This window comes from Ochrobactrum sp. CGA5, assembly GCF_006345815.1.
Classification (GTDB): domain Bacteria; phylum Pseudomonadota; class Alphaproteobacteria; order Rhizobiales; family Rhizobiaceae; genus Brucella.
Genome location: NZ_VCIG01000042.1, coordinates 280,996 through 303,840 on the forward strand (window position 1 = coordinate 280,996; position 22,845 = coordinate 303,840).

Consider the following 22,845-nt stretch of genomic DNA (forward strand, 5'->3'; position numbering starts at 1 on the left):
TTCACCTTCCACAAGGCAAAAGAAATCCACCCGCCGAAATGACGCTAATTACACTTGACAGTGATTCGTGGATTTGCGATTCTCTAGCTGCTAAACCAATGAGAAGGGCTTCCACACGGCGACGTTTGGGGGCCTTTTTCTTTTGCTGTCTCGTTCCTCTTCCTGAACAGTTTCGACGCAAACACACTTACTATTGAACGCTACACAAACTCACGGCAGCAACCGCCGCCGGTACGCCTACTTACTTCTCCTCGCTTTGGAACGACGCATAGAGTTCGTCCAGATTGCGAGAAAGCCAATCGGCAAAACGAGGCCCGTTGGCAGCACTGAGCGCCAATGTAGCTGATTTGCCATTTTGTTTGATAACTGCGCTGACGGATTTATCTGAAGCCGTCCAGCTGACGCCGGGACGCAGAGCTGCCTTGGTTACAGGCTTCTTCTGCCTTCCGCCTTTCAGATAGCCATAAAGCTGCTCAAAGCGATCAACAGACGACGCTTTTTCAAAGGCGGAGGTTGCCAAAAGCTCTTCCGCTGCATCTTTCTTGCCCGGTATTTCGATCAGTTTGCGCAGCTCCAGCCAGCGGTCCCGACCTATGCCCTTTGCCGGGCCAATAGCGAGCAGAATATGCTCTGGAATGGCCTTCGGAATGGTCAGCATCTTCGACAGGGTCTGGTAATCGACCGTCAATGCAGCCTGTATGGCCTCACGTTCAAAGCCAAGCGCCTCCAGGCGGGCAGCAAAGAAAACACGCTCGATAAAGCTCAGATTGGCGCGGGCTGAGTTTTCCTGACCTTGGCTCAGAATATGTTCCAGGTCGGCGAGAGGCTTGATAACCGCTTTAACCTTGATGCCAAGCTCTCGGGCGACCCGGGCGCGCCGATGACCGAAAACGATCATATAGCGATCGGTGGTCTCGGGATGCGGACGCACAAGAATGGGACTGTCCTGACCGCGCTCGCGAATAGCTTCCAGAAGCTCACGATATTCTTCATCATCTGTTTCAGGTAGACGATCGGCGACAAATGAGACATCCAGATTGCCGGGATCCAGCTCGACAATGGTTTCGCCATCGAGTTTCTGTGCGGCCTGTTTTGCCAGCTCGTCAATTGAAGCGGACAGAGACTTGGCGGCACCGAAGCGGCGCGATACGTTTTCGACCGGCTGCGAGGTCTGATCAGCCGCCGGTTCGTCCCGCATAACGCTTTCGAATATGTTCTTTCTCGCCATTCTCATATCCTCAAACCGGTCAGAGACCTGATTTTATTCAACATTCGCCGCTTTAGACGGCGGTCTATCGTCCCCATGCCTCATGAATGAGGCCGCGAATCTCGGTATTGACCGCTTCCATGGCTTCCATGGCGCGATCATAAGTGCCGCGGTTCATTGATGAACGCTCAACCTCATAAAGAGTCTGCTTGGTCAAACCAGCATCCGAAATCGCTGTCGATTTCAGCATCTGGTGCTTCAGCATATGCGAGGCGAGCATGCTCTGCATGAACCCGACCATCTGCGCCTGGGGAACGTCGGTTGGTTCATAACGCGTGATCAGATAGCGGAACCAGTCGAGCTGTACCGCACCGCCCGCCTGACGGACGGTTTTCAGAATATCGCCGAGCATCAGAAGGAATTGCGACATCGACATGAGGTCGAGCATCTGCGGGTGAACAGTAATCAGGACGGATGTTGCGGCAGAAAGTGCCGTGAGCGTCAGATAGCCTAGCTGGGGAGGACAGTCGATCACGACCACATCGTAGTCACTGTCCACGTCGGAGAGAGCTTGCGCAATACGGTTCCAGAAAGTCTTGCCTTCGCCGCCATTCTGCATGGCGAGCGGCGTGTCATACTCATATTCCTGAAGCTCAAGCATGGCCGGAATAATATCAAGGCCGGGGAAATTGGTCCGGCGGATGACTTCGCGAATGGGCTTCCTTTCGGAATCGTAACGAATGGCTTCGTAGAGTGACGGAAATTCGTCCAGCTCCGGCTGGATGCCGTGTAGGGCCGAAAGTGAAGCCTGCGGATCGAGGTCGATTGCCAGCACGCGGTGGCCGGTCAGAGCCATATGTTGCGCCAGATGTGCGGCCGTGGTGGTTTTGCCGGACCCGCCCTTGAAGTTGACGACGCCGATGACCTGAAGTTTTTCATTGCCGCGACGATGCGGGACATAGCGCTTCACTTCGGCGCGACCGTTCTGGTCAAGCCACTGGCGAAGCTCCTGAATCTGTTCGACGCTATAGGCGCGGCGGCCACCTGTCAGGATGGTCGGCTCGACACCTTTGCCTTCCAGATGTAGTTTCTTAAGATTGCTGGGTGACACACCAAGGAAATATGCAGCTTCGGCCATCGAAAACTGGCGCAACATATTCTTGCGCGCATCCGGTGGAAAATTTTCGTGACGCAGCAGGTTGAGCTTGCGAGAAATCTCGCGCCCTTGCGATAGTATCATGTCGTCAAACGACAAAGCTGCTGCTGGATTTGCGATATTCATTTACTTGAGGTCCCTAGTGACGGCATTGGAACTGATACCGCCTAAATACCGTCATTATGTCCGATTCTTATTGTATCGCAAGAGGCAGCCGAATTAACAAAGAGTTAGCGTCGACGTTTAAACTAAGGAAAATTTTATCGATTCGCTCGGAATGTTTCTATCTCTTTGTTTTTATGTATTTTTATCGAATTTAGACGGCGGTCTACAAATCACCAATATGAACTGCCATTCATTTTCAATTGTTAAGAGTCTGTTTCCACACACTAGAAGCGCGGCTTTTCCCGTGAAGCAATGCCTCTGACCGATTCTCTAACGGCACTGGTTTGATGCCATCATTGCGAGGCCGAAACGACAGCCGATTGCGAAATTCTATTGCAAGGAAGCGCGCGCCAGGCAATTTTGAGCCGAGGCGGCGGAGGACAGCCCGTTTACTTCTCTGCACATCTCTGGCCGGAGGTTCATTCCCACATGGTGTTGGTCGAAGCTTTTACGGAATGTGCGTTGGGTTGGCGCGAGGTGTGATAATCCGCCGGACGACAGGCTGTCCCCATCACGATAACGCAACGAACATGGCTTTGGTCATGCAATATGATGCCTTCGTTCAGATGAGCGCATGGAAGTTGGGGGAGGGAGGTCGGCACTTGACTGAAATAGCGAAGCAAGAACTTTGACTTGAAAAGGCTTAGCACCGGTTACTGCGTAGACGTCGGTTTCTATTCGGTTGCCCCTTCCTGACTTGGTTGATTGTACGATCCGGCCTTCGATCATGTGAGGATGACGCTTCGCCTGCCCATCTGTTGGTCCAACTTTGTTCAGGTGGGGGTAGATTTCTTAACCAAATCAGGATAGGTTTGAAGAGGCCGAGAAGGCTTTGCCGGCATTGCTAAAAACTCGCCCCAAGCCTCACCGAAAACCCTTCCAGAATATGAAACTTGATCGTCAGGCTGACGAAACCTAACATAAGATTAGGTTTACTTTTCGTCAGAACGGATAAGTTTTCCAACGCAATAGAGATGCCTTACTGTGCCGTCGCTGTTGGTTGTTTCGGGTGGTTCTGGGGCTCTGTTTCAGCGGTGGCGGCCAATCCGTGATGGGATGTCATAACTCGCGTCGCTATGTCAGATTGAGCAGGGCGAGATGCCACACCGGAACGATCCGCCGGATGGTATCAAAAGAGCGGTTGTCATCGGCCGCTGATGACCAGAACCGCTCGCTGGATTGAGTTCAATTCGGACTGTGAATGATCCAGAGTTTTTGGAGATCAACCGGATTGTGCCATGCCGCGACGGCGCCGCAGCGAACAAGGAAAATGTCGCCTGCCACAAACGTCACGCTTCCTTCGTCCGGGTTGGACAAGGTAACCTCGCCCTTGCGCAACATCATCAGTTCCGAGAAGGAATAGGTGATAGGGTGGCGGGCATAAGGCGTGGTCGCCCATATGCCCCATGCAAGCGGATCATCACCTTGGAATTCATAACGGAAGGTCGTTGGAGCGGGCGTGGTGAGCAGTGCTGCATTAGGCGCGCCGCCAGGCGCCATAGGGTGATCAAGGTCAAGCTTGGTGAATGATACGGGCGCGTTTTCCTGATGAATTGTTAGAATGACGCAATCCGCCGCCTGCGCCTTCCATGCAAAGCTACCCGCTGGCAGGCTCGCTGCCTCGCCCTTGCCCAGCAGAATTTCGGGGCCGTTACTGTTCTTGAGCGTCAGAGTGCCGTCACGAAGCATCATGATCGACGGGAACAGGCTCTTTGCCTCCTTTCCTTCTCCAGAAAGGACCGCGCGTCCGACGCCGAAAGCTTCAGTAGGCTGGCTGTCCAGAGTGATGGCTTGAAAAGCTGCTTCCAGATCGGAGGCGCATGAAGGCGCCTCGCCCAGATTGATTACGTTTCTCAGCAAGTTCGTTTCTTTCTGCGTAGGGTTATTTGGATGCGAAGCCAAGACTGTCCTTGATCCAGTACCAGCGGATACCAAGATCCATGACGGGCTTTCGGATCGCATGCCAGGCAAGGCGCGGAATCTTGGTAGCCGGATAAACCATGGGACGGCCTTCTGCGATGTATTCGGCGTACATCTTGCCAAAGGCGGTCGCCATGGCAACGCCTCGGCCATTATAACCGAGCATGGCGTGCAAGCCTGGGGCGGGATTATGAAGATGGGGCAGGCCATCCATGGTGAGTGCCACGTGCCCAGACCAGTGGTAATCTATGCCAACGCCTTCCAGTTGTGGAAACAGTCTCACCATTCCGGCTTTCAGCGCTTCCATCAGCGCTCTCTTTTCGTTCATTCCTACGGCGCCGCGTCCACCAATAAGAAAACGCCCATCTTCTGATTGGCGCATATAAAAAGCGATTTTGCGTGTTTCAGACAGAACCACACCTCCCGGCATGATTTGCCCCCGTTGCTTTTGTGAAAGCGGTTCCGTCGCGATCAGCATGCTTTGCACCGGAAGAATGCTTTGGGCAAGACCCGGTACAAGATTGCCAGTGTAGGCGTTGGTCGCGACGAGGGCTTCGCGTGCGCGAACCGATCCATTCGCGGTCTTTGCGACCCATTCGCCCTTTTCCTGCGCGAGAGCGGTGACGGCCGAATCTTCAAAAATCTGAACACCGTGCGTTGAGGCGGCGCGGGCGAGCCCGCGGGCATAATCCAGCGGTTGCAGGGCACCGGCGCGTGGATCGCGCCATCCGCCGAAATAGCGTTCCGTGCCGGAAAGCCTGGCAATCTGCGCGCGGTCCAGTATCTCGACTTCAACGCCCTGTGCCTGCCATTGCCGGGCGCGTTTGTGAACGGCGGCGGTTGCAAGCTGGGAATGCGCAGCCTGAATCCATCCGGCACGAACGGGCGAACATTGAATAGCATGATCACGCACAAGGCCGAAGACAAGATCACCTACGCCGCCGACAAGATCGATCATGCGTTTGCCATGTTCGGGTCCATAGGTCGCAAGGAGATCTTCGGGATCATGCTTCAAGCCGGGAATCACCTGCCCGCCATTACGTCCAGACGCGCCGAAGCCGACATGACGCGCCTCAAGGATCACCACCGTTTTGCCACGCTCGGCAAGGAACAATGCGCTTGAAAGACCCGTAAAACCGCCGCCGACAATAACGACATCGGCTTCATGTATGCCGTTCAGTCTGGGGTGGTCCACCTTCGCTTCGCCAGCTGCGTTCCACCAAAGCGAGCGCGAAAAACTCTCAGGACTGCTTGCCATTCTTATTTTCCTCCAGCGCGTTTCTTCTGCCCGTCAGGCGATTTCACTCGGGCTTGTTCACCCAGAGAACGAAAGCTTCGGCTTCACCATTATTGAAGAATCTGTGGCGGGTCGTTGAAGGCAGGGCAAATCCGTCTCCTGCCGAAAGCAGATATTGAGCATCTTCAATCTGCAACGTGAAACTGCCCGAAATGACATAACCCAGTTCCTCGCCGGAATGGGTGTAGCACTCCTCGCCGGAACTCCCGCCAGGAATGATCTGCACAGCGAAGGATTTCATGGTCTCGATAAGTTCAGGTGAAGCACGGCGCTTGATGACGCCGCCAGCGTTCAACACTTCGGGCTGCTCACCCGCGCGCAGTACGTAGGGATTGGCGCGACCTGCCGCTGCAAATCCTTGTGGGTCAATGAGCTGCGCCGGGCTCATGGCGAGCACATCGGCAATTGTATAAAGGGTGCGCACCGTTGGCGACACCAGGCCACGTTCGATCTGGGATAACGCACCGGTCGACAGTCCTGACACTTCCGACAGATGGCCGAGAGTGAGGCCCAGTGTCTGCCTGCGCGTGCGGATACGTGCGCCGATATCCCCCGCATCGTTCGGTGTAGGTTCGCTGACAGGGGCGGTCCGGGATATCTCTGCCTTGTTCACTTTTGGCTTCCTTTAGTGGCTCTCGCTACGAACCGGAATGAATCGGGGTTGATTAGTTTTCATTATTCTGCTTCATAATTGCCAGACATTCAATAAACTAAAAATATAATCCATCCAAAACATGGAGGGGGACATTAAAGATATGGCTCACAAGGATACGCCCTACTGGTGGGAGGCGGCCCCGCCGTGTAGCGCCGGGCATCGTGCAATTGAGCCGGATTGTGATGTAGCCATCGTTGGTGCGGGTTATGCCGGACTTTGCGCTGCACTCCATCTTGCGCGCGCAGGGCGGAAGGTCCAGGTTTTCGAGCGGGAGCAACTGGGCTTTGGTGCTTCCAGTCGTAATGGTGGCTTCACCAGCGGCAATATTCGCCCTGATGACAAGACGCTGATCCGCAAATTCGGCATGGAACGGGCAGCAAGGATTGCTGCCGAAGGCCATGAAGCGCGCCGCTTCATGATCGATTTTCTGGCGAGGGAAGGTATCGACGCGGATTTCAAGCTTGTGGGTCGATTCAGCGGCGCGATGACGCGCTCGGAATATGACGCCATGGCTCGCAGCGCCGAAGCTATCCAGCGCGCAACCGGTATCGAATCCTATGCGGTTCCCCTTAGCGAGGTTCATCAGCATATCGCGACTGACCTCTATGCGGGCGGTAGCGTGCGCATGGATATTGGTGGCCTGCATCCGGCGAAGTTCCATGCAGAACTGGTGCGGCTGGCGGTTGCCGAAGGCGTGCTGATCCACAGTGAATGTCGTGTGGAAGGCATCAATGAGGGGGCCGATAAGAAGACGGTCATTACTGCGCGTGGTCGAACTCAAGCCCGTGAGGTTCTGGTTTGCACGAATGGTTATACCGACCATTCAGACCGCTGGTTGCGTCAGCGATTGGTACCCTTGCGTTCGCGGATCATCGCAACTGAAGATCTGGGCGAGGAGCGTGTACGCGACTTGGTACCGGGTTTGAAAATGCTCACCGACACTCGGGCGATGACGTACTATTTCCGACCGTCACCGGATGGACGGCGCATTTTGTTCGGTGGTCGCGATGTAACAAGCCGTGGTGACCCCGATAGCGCTACGCAGCGTAACTATACAGAAATGTGCAGGGTTTTCCCGCAGCTTGAAGGTGTCGGCGTCTCGCATAGCTGGTTCGGCTATGTGGCAATGAACCGGGACATGGTGCCGCGAATTTTCCAGCGTGGGGCAGTGCACTATGCAACCGGCTTCTGTGGCTCAGGCGTTGTCTGGGCACCATGGCTTGGCTTCAAGGTCGCCCAGAAAATATTGGCTGTGCCGAACAGCGAAAGCAGTTTCGATTTCCGTCCGCCGCGGTTTGTGCCGACGTGGCGCGGAAAGGCCTGGTTCATGCCGCTGGTTTTCGCCGATCTTGAACGGAAGGATCGTAAGTTGGAAGCCACAGCATCCAGTGAACGGGCATTGAGAAACAGCTTGCGTGCGCAAGGTGGCGACAAGTGAGCCGTAACGCGAACGCTGGTCACCACGAATTTCACTTTATCAAACGCGGTTTCACAACCAGCGTGACGAATAACAGGCTTATCGCTGCATTTAGGAAGGAGAATGCCATGCGTCTCAAGAAAATTTTTGGTTTGGCGGCTATGGCGGTCGTTATGGGGGTCTCTATGCCCGCCTTGGCGCAGGAGATTGTCAAAGTGGGTTCTTCGCCCACCGGTTTGCCGTTCACTTTTGTGAACACGGAAACCAAAGCCATGGATGGGGTGTTGATCGACGTGGTCAAGGCCATTGAACCTGATATCGGTATCAAGGCGGAGTTTGAGGCCGTGCAGTTTTCGGCACTCGTGCCGTCACTCACCGCGAACAAGATCGACATGATCGCTTCGGCAATGTTCATCACTGAAGAGCGTGCAAAAGTCGTGGACTTTTCCGATCCGGTCTATGGTTACGGTGAGGGCGTTTTCGTACCGGTCTCCGATGATACGGCCTACAAGACCTATGCGGATCTGAAGGGCAAGACCATCGGTGTACAAGTGGGGACAACCTTCGTTGATCTTTTCAAGAAAAGCGGTCTGTTCGGTGAGGTGAAGGTCTATAAGGGTATTCCCGATATTATTGCCGACGTGAATGCCGGGCGTATCGACGCCGGTTTCGGGGATGGTCCAATGGCTGCCTATTACCTCTCTCAGGGACGCTTCCCGAACGTGAAGATGGTCGAGAGCTACGAGGCTTCGGCTGGGGGCGAGTTTGGGTTGGCACTGCGCAAAGGCGACGAACGCATGCCCAAGATCAATGCGGCTATCGCCCGCATCAAGTCGGACGGCACGCTGCAGATAATTCTTGCGAAATACGGACTGAAATAATTCCGGTGCGAGCATGGGGATCGATCCCCGTGCTCGTAAGTTTCAGGTGTGCTCCAAGTGCGTCCAAGCAGAAGCTCATCATGCTTTCCGGTCTGCGCACGAAACGGGGCCTCATCCCCGTTTGATCGCGCCAAATAATCAGAGTTAAAGCCAATGCAAAACTTTCTCATGGACATCCGCGAGTTCTTCCCGATCTTGCTGGAAGGCGTGAAATATACGCTTCTCGTGACCTTGGGTTCCCTTGTCCTTTCGACCCTTCTCGGACTTGTCTGGGCGCTGATGCGGGTGTCGGGAATCCGCTGGCTGTCGGCTGTTGCCAGCGCTATCATCAATGTAATTCGCGGCATTCCTATCCTGGTGCAGCTGTTCTATATCTACTTCGTTCTACCGGAATTCGGTATTGCTCTTTCCGCTCTTCAGGCCGGTATCATTGGCCTCGGCATTGCCTATTCGGCCTATCAGGCAGAGAATTTCCGCGCTGGCATCGAAGCGATCGATCACGGGCAGACGGAAGCCGCGCAATCTATCGGTATGGGCTGGTTCATGACCATGCGTCGCGTGATCCTGCCGCAAGCCGTTCGTGTGATTCTGCCGCCTTACGGCAACATCATGGTCATGCTTTTGAAGGACAGCTCGCAGGCGTCGGCCATTACGGTTGCCGAACTGACGCTGCAAGGTCAGTTGCTCGCTTCTTCGACCTTCAAGAACATGAGCGTCTATACGCTGGTTGCCATGTTCTACCTCTGCCTGAGCTTGCCACTGATGATGGCTGTCGGGCGTCTCGAAAAGCTCTTTGGTAAAAGAAACGGGCACTGATCATGGCGATGATTGAAATAAAGAACGTCACCAAATCCTACGGTCCGCTTCAGGTTCTCAAGGGTATAAGCGCCGAGGTGCAGAAGGGTGAAGTTGTCTGTCTGATTGGCCCTTCGGGGTCGGGAAAGTCGACGATGCTGCGCTGCCTGAACGGACTCGAAACCTATCAGGGCGGCGACATTCTGATCGAAGGCCAGCGGGTTGACGCGAAGGATCGCTCGATCCGCGATCTTCGCACACGTATGGCGATGGTTTTCCAGCGGTTCAACCTGTTTCCCCATCGGACTGCGCTTGAGAATGTTATTGAGGGGCCGGTTTACGTCAAAGGCGAGAAACCTGCCGAAGCCCGCAAATATGGCGAGCATCTGCTTCAGCGCGTTGGTTTGGGAGACCGGGCCAACCATTATCCGGGCCAGCTCTCCGGCGGTCAGATGCAGCGTGTTGCGATTGCCCGCGCCCTGGCCATGCGACCGCAGGCGATCCTGTTCGATGAGCCAACATCTGCGCTCGATCCCGAACTGGTGGGCGATGTGCTGGATGTCATGCGCAGCCTTGCCGAAGAGGGGCTGACAATGCTGGTCGTGACGCACGAAATGGGCTTTGCCCGCGATGTGGCTGACCGCGTGCTTTTCCTTGATGGCGGCGTCATCGTTGAACAGGGGCAGGCGAAGGACGTGCTCGGTGCGCCGCAGCATCCGCGTACGCAGGATTTCCTGCGCCGCGTTCTCAATCACTGATCCGGGGCATTTCCAGTTAAAGCTGCTTCGCGTGTTTGCTGGAAATGCTTTGTACTGATGTGCCACACGGCTGCGTGTTGCGCGGGGGGGAGGCGTCATGGCTTTCTATTGTTATCTGGACGCGGCACGCACCGGTGCGATCCGCGATGTATTCGCGCGCGAACTGCCGGACGTAGAGTTTCTGTCCGGCGAGTTGGATGCCGATGCCGCGGCGAGGGTGCGTCATCTGCTCTGCTGGCAGGCTCCTGTAGGATTGCAGGAGCGGTTCCCGGCGCTTGAGACCATCTTCTCAAGTGGGGCGGGTGTAGAACAGTTCCTGGAGGCAGAGATTCCCTCTCACGTCCGCATTGTCCGCATGACTGAGCCAGGTCTTGCACGGATGATGCAGGAATATGTGACACTCGCAGTGCTCTCCTTATTCCGACAGTTGCCCCGTTATGTGGAACAATGCCGCAATGAGATATGGCAGACCTTACCTCAGCCAAGTGCAGGTCGCCGCCGGGTGGGTGTAATGGGACTTGGATATTTGGGGCAAGCCGCTTTGACAGCGCTCAAGCCCTTCGGTTTCCCTCTGTCCGGCTGGAGCCGAAGCGAGAAGAATATTGAGGGCGTGCAATGTTTTTCCGGCGCGGATGGGCTTCAAGCCTTCGTTGCGCAAACAGATATATTGGTCTGCCTTCTGCCGCTCACAGCGGAAACAGAAGGCTTGATCAATGCCGAGTTTATCGCGCGCCTGCCGACGGGGGCAAGCGTGGTTCTGGTCGGTCGCGGACCGCATACGGACTATGACGCGCTTCTCACAGCTCTCGATAGCGGCCAGCTTTCGTCGGCGTTTATCGATGTAACAGCACCCGAACCGCTTCCGGCGGGACATCCCCTCTGGTCTCATGCAAAGGTGATCGTGACGCCTCATATCGCTTGCGTGACTGACAGCCACGGAGCGGCTGAAATACTGGTCGAGAACCTGCAACGGTTGCACAAGGGCGAAGCGCTTATAGGTGAGATAGACCGCGAGCGAGGTTATTGAAGCCGAGGGCTCGATGGTCGAAGCGGCGTGGCTGTATTTCCGGCTTGGCAAGATCAATACGCAGCCAAGCACAGGTTAAGGCTACGGTGCCGTCACCGCTTCAATAAGGTCTTGTTCTACCGAGCCCAGCAATACCCGAAAGCGCACCCGGAAATCGTTACTTTCTGCGACACTGCGAAGGGATTCTTATTCTCAAACGCGATGCGAACCAGCCGAGACCGATCACGCGGACGGAACATATTTTGAAACTCCGCGGGCAGGGCATCGGCAACCGTCAGGATAGTTTCGATTCTTCCTTTGGCGGACTGTGCTCCACCGGAGACGTTGACGGACATGCCTGTGCGGACATCAAAAAGATACTCGTCTGGAAGGTAGGCGAGAATATAGGACTCTCCCCCATTTAGCTGCATAAGTTCGTCGCCGAATTTCACAACCTGACCTGGGAGGGGCACCTTGGCACCCACAGTTCCCGCCATGCTCGCGCGGAGGAAACCCTGATCGTAAATCCCATTTAATTTGTCCATCGCCTGACGATAGATCGCGCGTGATTGCTGAAGCAGCTTCAGTTCGTTCTCGGTCGCTGCCTTTTCGCTTTGCAATTGGGCAACCCGCTCGGCAGCCTGCAGGCTGTTGCGAAGTGCATCATCCTTGGCAAGCGAAGACACGATGCCTTTCCCCGAGACAGTATCGAACTGGCTCGAAGTGCCTTTCGTTTCGCGTGCGGTGCGATCAGCGAGAGGGAAGACAGCGGTGATGGAGTCCAATTTACCCTGGAGCTGCCCCTCCCGAATAGCGAGATCGCTATCCTTGAAGGCGATATCGGCCAGTTGCTGGATCATCTCGAACGATTCAATGCGGGCAAGCTGGGTACCGGCTTGCACTTCGTCACCTTCCTTGACAAAAACTTCGGTCACCTTGCCCGGATAGTTGGCGCTAACCAAGTAGCGTTCTTTGAGTACAGTGCCATCAATAGACAGAACGAACATGTTGCCGAACAGATAATAGGCGAGCGAGCCCAGGAAAAGCACAACCAGGCCGAGATAAACCGTACGACCAAGCTTACCCGATGACGAGCGTTTTTGAGCATCGAGTACATCAATGCGAGACTTTTTGCGTAGACGTTTCACTTGACTTTCCGTTGTTACCAGGGACGTTGCATGCGGACTTTCACCGGCGTGTAATTGTCGCGATGGGAGCCGGAGAACACCCATTCATCGATATAGGCTATGAGCCTGACGGGGCGCATGACATAGGTCATGAACAGGGAGTAACCCGGCAGAAACAAAAGATTGCGCAGGAACACATGTCGGCCCGTACACCAGGCTGAAGCTGCCAGAATAAGCACGTCGATAACCAGCAGACCGATCTGCATTGCAATCAGAATTGCTGGCGTGAAGGCTCCATACTGGATGAACAGCCAGACCAGATAGACTGGAAAGATGAAGGCTCCCACGACATTAAAAAGCAGGAAGTCCCATTGATGGACGGCCTCGGTAATGCGGAATGCAGGCGATAGAGGATTCATCAATCGCACGTGCTTGCGATAGCGGATCCAGATTGCGTCGCGTTCCCAGCGCAAGCGCTGCCGAATGTATTGATAAAAGGTCGTAGGAACGTCGGTATAACATACTGCCTCGGGCGCAAATTCAATGCGCCAGCCTTTGAGACGAAGGCGGATGGTCGTATCGAGATCTTCCCCACCACCAACGTCGAAGCCGCGAATGTCATCCAGAGCCTTGCGTCGGAAAGCGCTAAAGGCTCCAGAGGCACATACAACCTGATTAACGGCGCTGGCGATACGTTTGCCAACTGCAATGGATTGCAAATACTCGATTTCTTGAAACTGGCTGATAACACTCTCGCTACTGTTGCGAGGAGCGATATCTCCGCAGACCGCGCCCACATCTGGATCTGAAAACGGCTCCAAAAGGTATTCGAACGCGTATCGGTCAAACGAACAATCGCAATCAACATTGATTATGATATCGCCTGAAGCGTAAGCGCAGGCCAGATTGATGCCGCTGGACTTGCCGCCACGTAAGCTGGTTGACAACACCTTGGTTGCCAATCCTTGTTTGACAAGGGACTGGGCTACCTTGGTCATGCCATCGTTGGAGCCGTCGCTGACAATGATTATCTCGAAATTCTGCAATGACTGTTCGCGCATGGAGCGGACGCAGGCTTCAAGCGCATCTTCTTCATTATGCCCCACAAGAATGACACTCACGCTTGGATGCTTGCGGGCCGCAATCTCCTCTTCATCGGGGAGCGCATCATAATCAGGCGACCGCATGGCCATCCCTGCCACAAGAAATGGCAGAATGTAGCGCGGAAATTCGAAGATCAATGTGTACCAGAAGACCGACATGATACTAAGGGTCGTCTGGCTCAGCAGAAATGCGAAGCCCAGTTCCAGCGTGTTCACGATCAGGCTCTTCCGAGACGTTGTTTCACCGTCAGCACAGGAGACAGCTTGAGACGAAGGATTTCGCCGCTCCTGGTCACAGCATCCCGCAATTCGCGTTCAAAATCCATATCGAAACGCTCTGCAAGTAGATAGGCCATATCGCCGTCTACAAAGAGCGAAGCAGCGACGCCGAGACGGTTACGCAACGTTTCGAAAAAGAGATCGCGGGATTTGTCAAAACTGGGCCGCCCGTTCAACGTAATCAATTCCTCGCCGTTGGCGAACCGAATTTCGGCAAGGACAGCATTCGCATTGGCGGTCGCGTCGATGCGATCGATCTCTCTTTGTAATGAAACCGGCAATGAAGACGTGATTGCAGACGGATCGCCCTCGAGAAACGCTACGCCGGCATCTGACAGGAGGTAGCTGTAGAGATCGACTTGCCGAATTGCCTCGCCATCGATACGGCAGTTGCAATCGAAGCAGACGAAACCGACTTCCACTTCAGACGATGTAGTCTCACATGTGTTGCAGGTATAAGCCTCACCGGGTCGGTCATAGTCCTTGCCATAATTGCGAAGCTGGCGCTGGCATTTGGGACATACAAGCGCCGTTCCGCGCCGGAACTGCTCTTCCGGTAATACGGATGCGCAATGAAAATGATGGATAAGTGAGCTTTCGTGCAGGTCGGCCGAGCGGCATGACGGGCATTCTTCACGTACCGACAAACGGCGCGACTGACAGTTTGAACATTCATGCAGCCGATCGAAGAAACGCTTTTTGAGAAAGCCACGCAACGCAAGGCTTTCGGCAAGAGGAACAGTTTTGGCCGCCGAATAGAAGCCTGGATAACAAATTGCCTCTGGCGCCAGTGGATAACGCATTCCCCGCAGCTCCTTGTTCGAAACATACAGGTGTGAAAGCAACTGAATCTCGGGATCAACAGAATTGCGGAATTGGAGTGGAAGCGCGTCCCGCTGTTGGCGAAATTTGAGAATACGTCGAGCGGTTTCTGTCCAGGTCCGGGGCTCTTGCAGGTCGAAATGCGCGTCAGCAAAATCGCCCGCACGCCCCTTGAGGTCTATCAGCGGAGACTGAAGTGATCCGACAAAATCGCGAATGTTATGCAGGGGCGACGAACGCCGCTCATCGGCGAATAGAATTGCATCGACATGGCCGTCTGCATCCATGTCGAACAGGAGGCCGAATATCTCATCCAGATGCGCGGGCATACGGGGAAACCAGCGGGCCGTGGGTTTCCACGTCAAGCCGCTTTCGTGCCAGACAGCGCGGATCTGGTTGGCAAGTTTCTCGGGGGTGGCGAACCCGCCATGAGTCAGACCTTCATGGCCAGCTGTAGGAAGAGTCATTCTGAGCTCGTAGTGATTAACGTGATGTAATTAACTGGGGCCTCGGGAAGGCTCCAATCCCCGGGTAACTCTGGATCATCATTGATGAACCGAGCCTGAACGTGTTTTGAGATCCTGGGATTTCTTCTCCTTCCTGAAAGAGAAGCTTGCAATTCCATTGAAACAGCAATTTAGAAAAGCGATGGTTGTATATAGCGGTCTAAATCGCTCCTAAATTGAGAATTTGCTATATGTGGTTTTGGCTATGACACAACCACTACACCTTCAACGGCAACCATGACAAGAAAATCCTGCCGCAATAAACTATAGTTAAGCTTTCGTGCGCCTTCGACGAGTTCGTTGATAGGCTGACCAGTATGCCGGGACAGGGAACGGGCAGATCGTATGCCTTGGAGCTGCGCGGCGACACCGACTTTTACTCTTTGCTTTGCGATTTCGTTATTTGCCGCAAAAGTGCCAGGCGTGATTTACTGGGATTTCACGCGCGCTGACAGCAATAATGGTGGCGACCAGACGACTAACTAAGGCTGAAGGCGGCCTGCCGATGCAAGCGCAGGCCGCCTTCAAACGCCCTATATGCGGCGCTTTCTCCGGGGCTTCATCATATTGACTGTTCGTAGGGCTTATTCAGCCTGCAGGAAATCGCGCACTTCCAGCAACACGAATTCATTGTCATCGACCTTGTCGAGGAAACGACCTGCAGAGAATGGCAGATTGTTGTCGTTGCCGACGACGATATGCGTGTCGTCCACACGATCAACATTCTCGATGGTCAGGAAAGGCATATCGTAAATGCCTTCACGTCCGCCCTGCCGGCGCTTGTTTTCCAAGTCGGCAATGGTGAGCAGATCGATATAGCCGATCTTGCGCACGTCCTTACCGATATTGCTATCGTCGAACGATATCTTGTAGATACGCTTCACCTTTGACGGCACGTTGAAGCAATCGGCTTGCGGCTGCTTCGGATCGGCGCATGCCTTGTCCACCGTGCCGACGCCGTTATCACGCTCGATGACCAGCGCTGTGGTTTCATCAAGCATGTTGAAATCGCCGATGGCTTCGCCACCCTCTGCCAGAGGATAGAGCCAGGAACGGCCCGTCCACTTCTTGTCGGCAACGCTGAATTCGATGACGCGAAGTGCCGTCTTGCCGCTTTCGGCTTTTTCCGGCGCGCCATCCACGAAAAGCGGGCCTTCCAGAAGACCGTAGAGTTTAGAGCCATCCTTCGACATGGCCAGTCCCTCGAAGCCGCCGGAGCGCTTCAGATTGTAAGCCGGGAGCTTGAGGCTCGGATTGGCAGGCAATGCGAGTTTCGGATTGTCCGGCGACATCACTTCCGTCTCGCCGACAAAAGTCGGGATCACATCGGTCAGTTTGCCGTCCATGTCGAACTTTAGCAGGAACGGCCCGAATTCTTCGCCGACCCAGAATCCGTCCCCCACCGGTTGGATGGATTCTACGTCGAAATCGGCACCTGTCAGATAGCGCTTCTCAGCGCCTTCCATGACGATAGGGAACGGAGCCTTCTTGTCTGGATCGCTGAGGAATATGGTTTTTACGCGCTCAACCGTCCCCTTGTCCCAGTCGAACTTGACGTTGTGCAACATCAGCATGGCATCCGGCGAATTGAGCTTGGAGCCAAAGCCATTATCGGACAAAGACCAGAAACTACCGTCTTCCATGGTCTTGATGCCGGAAAAACCCTGTACAGGCTGGCCATTGAACGGCACAGAAAGGCCGGTCTTGCGCACACCGTCCTTGCCTTCCAAGCTGCCGGTACCCTCGGTACGCTTGCGGTCGGCGGTGGTGAACTTGCCTGACGTCTTCAGATGTTCGGCCGCATCATCAGGCGCAGCGATAATCGTGTTCGCTGGCAGAATGGCATGAGCCTTGAGCGTGGCCGGAAAGGCCTTTTCTTCAGCGGAGGCCGGAAGTACCAATGCGACGGCACCGGCAAGCATGGTCGAGGCGACGAGACGCGATATCATGATAAGTCCCCGTTTGGAATTGAAACACAGGGACGCAATTAGGCTGGCTTTGTATCGCTGGCTTGACGCTTCCGTGAACCTTTGGCGAAGTCCCCGGCTTTCGCCGGAGCCTTCGTCATAATCTCCGATCGATCAGATTGCGATCTTGCCGCCGCCCTGTTTGGTAATAGCCACCACAGCAGGTCGCACGGGCATATCGTCCTTGAAGTCAGGCCAGCGGGTCGACAAGTCCTCGTAATAGGACGGTCGGCCATGGCCGTCCCAATCCTCGCCGCCATCGCCTGGATGCTGCACGGCAACGAAAGCCGTCTCGTCATCAGGTGAAAACAGCGGACCGCACATTTCGGCTCCCACCGGCACGCGGTAGAACAGTTTCGAGGTCGCGCGCGCATCGCCTTCCGTGTCGACAGCCCAAAGCCCGTCCGTGCGGCCAGTGGCCTTGTTGCTGTTGCCGTCTGTCGAAACCCACAACCGACCCGCGCTGTCGACGGCGGCGTTGTCCGGCATGCCGAACCAGCCATTGCGCGTCGTGTCGGTGGAGAAGCTGGCACCAACCTCGGCAACAGAAGGATCGCCGCACTTCAATAATACTTCCCACTTACCTGTCGTGGCCGCAAAATCCTGCCCGTCTTCCTCGATCTCGATGATGTGGCCGAAGGCGTTCTTGGCGCGCGGATTGGCGGCATCCACCTGATCGTCCTTGCGCTTGGTATTGTTGGTGAGCATGACATAGACGCGGCCATTGACCGGATTCGGCTGCACGTCTTCGGGGCGATCCATCTTGGTGGCGCCGAGAAGATCACCGGCGCGACGGGTTTCGATCAGCACATCTGCCTGACTTTTGAAGCCGTTCTGCTCGGTCAGCGGACCCTGGCCGAATATCAGAGGCATCCATTCAACCTTGCCGTCCTCATAGAACTTCGCCACGTGAAGCGTGCCTTCATCCAGCAAGTCCATATTGGCGGCACGATCATCCGGGTTGAACTTGCCCGAAGTCACGAACTTGTAGACGTAATCGAAACGTTCGTCGTCGCCCAGATAGAAGACTACGCGCCCATCCTTGCTGACGATGGATTCCGCACCCTCGTGTTTGAAACGACCAAGCGCGGTCCGCTTCTTCGGTACTGAATTCGGATCGGAAACGTCGACCTCGACGATCCAGCCGAAACGGTTCGGCTCGTTGGGTTCCTTGGAAACGTCAAACCGGTCGTAGAAACGCCCCCACTCGTAGGAGCCTTCAGGAATACCCATCCGTTTGTAATTGGCAGCTTCCGCATGACCTTCCGGCAGTTCGCCGGTGAAATAGCCGTGAATGTTTTCCTCAGCCATGATGTAGGTACCCCAGGGCGTGACCCCACCTGCACAATTGTTGACCGTTCCAAAAACCTTGGTGCCGGAAGGGTCGGCGCTGGTCTTGACGCGGTCATGACCGGCGACCGGACCGCTCAGCACCATCTCGGTGCTAGCGGTGATACGACGGTTGTTCGCACCGTCAAGCACCGGCTGCCATTTACCGTTCTGCTTGCGGATTTCGACAATCGTGCCGCCATGGGCGGCCATTTCGATATCCACCTGTTCCTTGGAGAGCGGAGCCTGCTCCACCTTACCATCGACGATCTTGACGAGACCGGGGAACATCAGGTGCGGGTTGGTATATTCGTGATTGACCACGAGAAGGCCATGCTCGGGCGAGCCTTCAATTGGAATATAACCGACATAATCATTATTGTAGCCGAACTGGCGTGCCTGTGCTTCGGCAGATTGTTTGGTGGGATCAAATTCCGGTGCGTCGGGGAAAAGCTTGTCGCCCCAGCGCAAGAGCACATCCGCATCATAGCCTTCTGCGACATGGTGATGGGCATCCACCCCGGCCTCGACTTCCTTGAAGGAAAAAGCCGAACCGGATGCGGCGCGTGCATCACCGGCGCTCACCAGTGCCAGGGGGCTGACAGTTGCCGCAATGGCCGAAACAGCGAGCGATCCGCGCAGAAAACCACGGCGGGAAAAGCGTCGACTGATGATTTCGCCCATGGTTGGGTTATCGGACGGATTGCGCGGATCGGCGTCTGCTTCTTCCAACTGGCTGGTCTTGAACAGACTTTGCTGGGAAAGATTCTCTGACATTGCTGGCTCCTATCAAACAGAGGAGTTGCAAGTTAGAAGTACTTGATGACACCCCGACGACATTATCACTATGACTGCGGCCATCATGGTTCCGGGAAATTTTCCGCTGGTAGGTAGAATAATTTTGCTGGCAAAAGCGCTTTCCGATAAAACCCTTCCGAGTTCAAGGATTGAGGGGTTGACGATGACCGACATGACGACTGCACGGCGCAATATTGTTGTCCTGACGATTGCGCAGGCACTGGGTGCTTCCAGTCCGCCTATCGTGATTTCGCTCGGCGGTCTGGTGGGCCAGAAACTTTCTTCCGACCCGGCGCTTGTCACGCTTCCTGTCAGCCTGTTCAATCTCGGCCTTGCACTCGGCACCCTGCCAGCTGCATTCTTCATGCGCCAGTTCGGTCGCCGCAATGCCTATATGCTGGGTGCGCTTGTCGGAGCTTCGGCGGGCCTGATCGCAGCCGCGGGTATTTTTGCAGCCTCCTTCCTTGTTTTCTGTCTGGGAACGCTGGCTGCCGGTTTCTACGCGGCTTATGTCCAGAGCTATCGCTTTGCCGCAACCGATGCGGCAACGGGCGACATGAAGGCGCGCGCCATATCGTGGGTCATGGTAGGTGGGCTCGTTGCGGCAATTGTTGGGCCACAGCTCGTTATCTGGACACGCGACACCATTCCAAACGCTATGTTTGCAGGTAGCTTTCTCAGTCAGGCGGTTCTGGGCCTTCTGGCACTTCCCGTTCTATTCATGCTTCGCGCGCCGAAGATCAGAAAAGATCCTGGTGCCATCCATGACACAGGTCGCGCGCTTGGCGAAATTCTACGTTCGCCGCGCTTCATCCTTTCCGTAGCCGCCGGTGTGTGTTCCTACGCGCTGATGACTTTCGTGATGACAGCGGCGCCCATCGCCATGGTGGGGCATGGTCATTCCGTCGATCATGCAGCGCTTGGCATCCAGTGGCACGTGCTGGCCATGTTCGCGCCGAGTTTCTTCACCGGAAAACTTATTGCCCGTTTCGGCAAGGAAAAGATAACCGCGCTCGGGCTGGTGCTGATTGCCTTCTCTGCCGTTATCGCGCTTGGCGGTTTCGACATTGGCCATTTCTGGGGTTCGCTCATCCTGCTTGGCATCGGCTGGAATTTCGGTTTCATCGGCGCGACTGCGATGGTGACGGACTGTCACACGCCGGCTGAACGCGGTAAGGCACAGGGTGCCAATGATTTCATCATGTTCGGCACCGTGGCCTGCGCTTCCTTCTTTGCAGGATCGCTGCTGCATTCGTCGGGCTGGCAAACCATCAACTGGCTCGTCTTTCCCGCAGTCGCGCTTGTTCTGGTTCCGCTTATCCTACGCCTGAAGCCGAAAGATGCCCCGGCCGAAGCCTGACCAGCCAAAAGCCCTGCTCTTTCGTCGAGAACCCGCCGCCATCGGGGGGCCTGCAATCTTGCCCGCGCTCGGCTGCGTATTGATCTATGAGGTGGTGATCGGGAAGATTATAGGTCAGCGATATCGCGCTGACCTATCCTACCGTTTAGAAGTTCTTTTCCGAAGGCGGAGATGCTGGCGGAAAGCTGGCAACTGCTGTGGCACTTATCGAAGTATCGGTAATTGAGATTGTCAGGCATTCTGATCGGGCCAAAGGTTTTGTAGTTGGGAATCAACGGTGGATCGTCGAACGGACATCCGCTTGGCTCAACTGCTGCTGCCTGCCAAAAGATTGGGCTTCAGAACGAATAGCCTCTGTACGATCAGCTTGAAGCTGCCCATTCAACGGATAGCCGTAGCGAACTCGCGTCTGACTGGTGTTCTTGATCAAAGCTTCAGTTCGGCCTTGTCCAAAGACAAATCGGCAATGGACGTGGCATGCTCAATCTCAAGCTGCTGTAACCGTTTCATCTCAGATGGCATCAGCTTGCCATCGGGAGGAGAGCGGGAAAATTCCAGTCCCTGCGGTCCATCCTGGGTTCAGTGCAAGGTCAATGCCTCTCGCAGCGCGAACATCTCTTATTGTCCAGAAATTCCGACAGGTGATGTCAGAATGATCATCTTTATAGGGTGATCGTAGACGATATTTTACTCACTTGAAAGCGACGGCATGACGCGGTCGCATACCAAAGGAGACTGACGCCATGACCGATCACAGCATCAAGGGCAAAACCGTCATCATTGCCGGCGGCGCGAAGAACCTCGGTGGCCTGATCGCCCGCGATCTTGCCGGGCAGGGCGCCAAGGCGGTCGCGATCCATTATAACAGTGCACAAACCAAGGCAGACGCGGATGCGACCTTAGCCGCGGTCAAGGCGGCTGGCGCAGAGGCCGTTGCAATCCAGGCCGATCTCACGACGGCCGGTGCGATGGAAAAGCTGTTCGCTGACGCCGTCGCGGCCATTGGCAAGCCGGATATCGCGATTAACACTGTCGGCAAGGTGTTGAAGAAGCCGATCGTCGAGATCTCGGAAGCCGAATATGACGAGATGAGCGCGGTGAATGCAAAGTCCGCCTTCTTTTTCCTCAAAGAGGCCGGCAAACATCTAAACGACAATGGCAAGATTTGCACACTCGTGACGTCGCTTCTGGGTGCTTACACGCCCTTCTATGCTGCCTATGCTGGCACCAAGGCGCCGGTCGAGCACTTTACGCGAGCAGCGTCGAAGGAGTTTGGCGAGCGCGGTATCTCGGTGACAGCGATTGGCCCTGGCCCGATGGACACGTCGTTCTTCTATCCGGCAGAGGGGGAGGATGCGGTCGCCTACCACAAGACGGCGGCGGCACTGTCGAAGTTTTCCAAAACCGGCCTGACCGACATTGAGGATATTGTCCCCTACATCCGCTTCCTGGTCTCAGAAGGTTGGTGGATGACCGGCCAGACCATCCTGGTGAACGGTGGCTACACGACCAAGTAAACAAGGCCCACATCCACCGGCATGGCTGCTTGATACAGTCATGCCGGTTAAACAATATCCTCCATCGCCGCCGTCCCATACAGTGCCGGTCGGGTACTTATTCAGGAACTATCCCATGCATATGTTTCTCGTCATCACCGGAGGCGTTCTTCTGCTCGGGGTCTTTACCCTCTTCGGAAAACTTTGGGGCGGTGATTTCTCCGGCGTAGTTGCGGGAGCGAAACTCTTTATTCCCGTCTGGTTCGTGATTGCCCTGATGAATATGTGGGTCGGTGTTACCCGCGCTGGCTATACGGTCGTGCAGGAACTTCCAATCCTCCTTGTCGTATTCGCCATTCCCGCAGTCGCAGCAATCGCCATCTGGCAAGTGACGGGGAGTAACCCCGCGCATTTGCCTTCGCTCCAGCAAGAAAGAACAAACATGTCGATCGATCTCCCGCCAGCTCTTCAGTCCGCCATTAATGCCATCAATTCAGGCGACGAGGAGGCATTCGTTGCCGCGTTTAGCCCGGACGGTCTGATCAACGATTGGGGCCGTGTCCTCACTGGGCATGACGGCGTGCGATCCTGGGCTCGTTCCGATGCGATTGGTGCCGGTGCCATCATGACCGTGACCACTGCGGCGACGACAGACAACACCACGCACATTGTCTTTGATTGGAAGAGCCGTGTTTTCAACGGTCGCAGCGAAGCCTATGTGACGATCCCGGACAAGCTGATTATGGAATTCCGCATTCCGTCGAAGTGACAGGGAGCTTTCAAGGGCCTCAGGGATGTGCT

At 55.3% G+C, this 22,845-nt stretch carries 18 protein-coding genes; 8 read left to right on the forward strand and 10 right to left on the reverse strand.

The genetic code is table 11. The features are described from left to right. Window positions 1–241: 241 nt before the first annotated feature. The 5 genes from repB to FJQ48_RS19630 form a co-directional block, all read right to left on the reverse strand. Window positions 242–1,228 (reverse strand): plasmid partitioning protein RepB, encoded by a 987-nt coding sequence (gene repB / locus FJQ48_RS19610; RefSeq protein WP_139976597.1) that lies wholly within the window; start codon window positions 1,226–1,228, stop codon window positions 242–244. 64 nt (window positions 1,229–1,292) lie between these two features. Then, window positions 1,293–2,489 (reverse strand): plasmid partitioning protein RepA, encoded by a 1,197-nt coding sequence (gene repA, locus FJQ48_RS19615; RefSeq protein WP_139976598.1) that lies wholly within the window; start codon window positions 2,487–2,489, stop codon window positions 1,293–1,295. Window positions 2,490–3,713: 1,224 nt separating this feature from the next. Next, window positions 3,714–4,388 carry a cupin domain-containing protein gene (locus tag FJQ48_RS19620; protein ID WP_247870419.1) on the reverse strand — a complete coding sequence of 225 codons (675 nt, stop codon included), beginning with the start codon at window positions 4,386–4,388 and terminating at the stop codon, window positions 3,714–3,716. 22 nt (window positions 4,389–4,410) lie between these two features. Then, a complete protein-coding gene (locus FJQ48_RS19625; protein ID WP_139976600.1) occupies window positions 4,411–5,706 on the reverse strand; it encodes an FAD-binding oxidoreductase in 1,296 nt (431 codons plus the stop codon). A 43-nt stretch (window positions 5,707–5,749) separates the two neighbouring features. After that, entirely contained in the window at window positions 5,750–6,358 is a 609-nt protein-coding gene (locus tag FJQ48_RS19630) for a cupin domain-containing protein (protein ID WP_139976601.1), read from the reverse strand. Between the two features lie 142 nt (window positions 6,359–6,500). Here FJQ48_RS19630 and FJQ48_RS19635 point away from each other — a divergent pair, with 142 nt between their 5' ends. The 5 genes from FJQ48_RS19635 (at window position 6,501) to FJQ48_RS19655 (ending at window position 11,278) form a co-directional block, all read left to right on the forward strand. Further along, window positions 6,501–7,838 (forward strand): FAD-binding oxidoreductase, encoded by a 1,338-nt coding sequence (locus tag FJQ48_RS19635; protein ID WP_139976602.1) that lies wholly within the window; start codon window positions 6,501–6,503, stop codon window positions 7,836–7,838. 107 nt (window positions 7,839–7,945) lie between these two features. Beyond that, the gene (locus tag FJQ48_RS19640) at window positions 7,946–8,698 is read left to right on the forward strand and encodes an ABC transporter substrate-binding protein (RefSeq protein ID WP_139976603.1); all 753 of its coding nucleotides are present in this window, start codon (window positions 7,946–7,948) and stop codon (window positions 8,696–8,698) included. Between the two features lie 153 nt (window positions 8,699–8,851). Beyond that, window positions 8,852–9,514 (forward strand): amino acid ABC transporter permease, encoded by a 663-nt coding sequence (locus tag FJQ48_RS19645; protein ID WP_180350260.1) that lies wholly within the window; start codon window positions 8,852–8,854, stop codon window positions 9,512–9,514. An 8-nt stretch (window positions 9,515–9,522) separates the two neighbouring features. Then, entirely contained in the window at window positions 9,523–10,251 is a 729-nt protein-coding gene (locus tag FJQ48_RS19650) for an amino acid ABC transporter ATP-binding protein (protein WP_139976773.1), read from the forward strand. Window positions 10,252–10,348: 97 nt separating this feature from the next. After that, window positions 10,349–11,278: a glyoxylate/hydroxypyruvate reductase A gene (locus tag FJQ48_RS19655; RefSeq protein ID WP_139976604.1), complete on the forward strand. Its 930-nt coding sequence runs from the start codon at window positions 10,349–10,351 to the stop codon at window positions 11,276–11,278. Window positions 11,279–11,394: 116 nt separating this feature from the next. Here the strand turns inward: FJQ48_RS19655 and FJQ48_RS19660 are convergent, their stop codons facing one another. The 5 genes from FJQ48_RS19660 to FJQ48_RS19680 form a co-directional block, all read right to left on the reverse strand. Then, window positions 11,395–12,405: an HlyD family efflux transporter periplasmic adaptor subunit gene (locus FJQ48_RS19660; RefSeq protein ID WP_139976605.1), complete on the reverse strand. Its 1,011-nt coding sequence runs from the start codon at window positions 12,403–12,405 to the stop codon at window positions 11,395–11,397. Window positions 12,406–12,419: 14 nt separating this feature from the next. Next, a complete protein-coding gene (locus FJQ48_RS19665) occupies window positions 12,420–13,703 on the reverse strand; it encodes a glycosyltransferase family 2 protein (protein WP_139976606.1) in 1,284 nt (427 codons plus the stop codon). A 2-nt stretch (window positions 13,704–13,705) separates the two neighbouring features. Beyond that, window positions 13,706–15,055 (reverse strand): hypothetical protein, encoded by a 1,350-nt coding sequence (locus FJQ48_RS19670; protein ID WP_139976607.1) that lies wholly within the window; start codon window positions 15,053–15,055, stop codon window positions 13,706–13,708. 623 nt (window positions 15,056–15,678) lie between these two features. After that, entirely contained in the window at window positions 15,679–17,043 is a 1,365-nt protein-coding gene (locus FJQ48_RS19675; RefSeq protein WP_139976608.1) for an esterase-like activity of phytase family protein, read from the reverse strand. Between the two features lie 132 nt (window positions 17,044–17,175). Beyond that, the gene (locus tag FJQ48_RS19680; RefSeq protein WP_139976609.1) at window positions 17,176–19,167 is read right to left on the reverse strand and encodes a PhoX family phosphatase; all 1,992 of its coding nucleotides are present in this window, start codon (window positions 19,165–19,167) and stop codon (window positions 17,176–17,178) included. Between the two features lie 184 nt (window positions 19,168–19,351). Here FJQ48_RS19680 and FJQ48_RS19685 point away from each other — a divergent pair, with 184 nt between their 5' ends. The 3 genes from FJQ48_RS19685 (at window position 19,352) to FJQ48_RS22610 (ending at window position 22,813) form a co-directional block, all read left to right on the forward strand. After that, the gene (locus FJQ48_RS19685; protein ID WP_139976610.1) at window positions 19,352–20,548 is read left to right on the forward strand and encodes an MFS transporter; all 1,197 of its coding nucleotides are present in this window, start codon (window positions 19,352–19,354) and stop codon (window positions 20,546–20,548) included. Window positions 20,549–21,291: 743 nt separating this feature from the next. Continuing rightward, window positions 21,292–22,065 (forward strand): SDR family oxidoreductase, encoded by a 774-nt coding sequence (locus FJQ48_RS19690; protein WP_139976611.1) that lies wholly within the window; start codon window positions 21,292–21,294, stop codon window positions 22,063–22,065. A 115-nt stretch (window positions 22,066–22,180) separates the two neighbouring features. After that, window positions 22,181–22,813, forward strand: a complete 633-nt coding sequence (locus FJQ48_RS22610) for a hypothetical protein (protein ID WP_210236266.1) — start codon at window positions 22,181–22,183, stop codon at window positions 22,811–22,813. The last annotated feature ends 32 nt before the right edge of the window (window positions 22,814–22,845 follow it).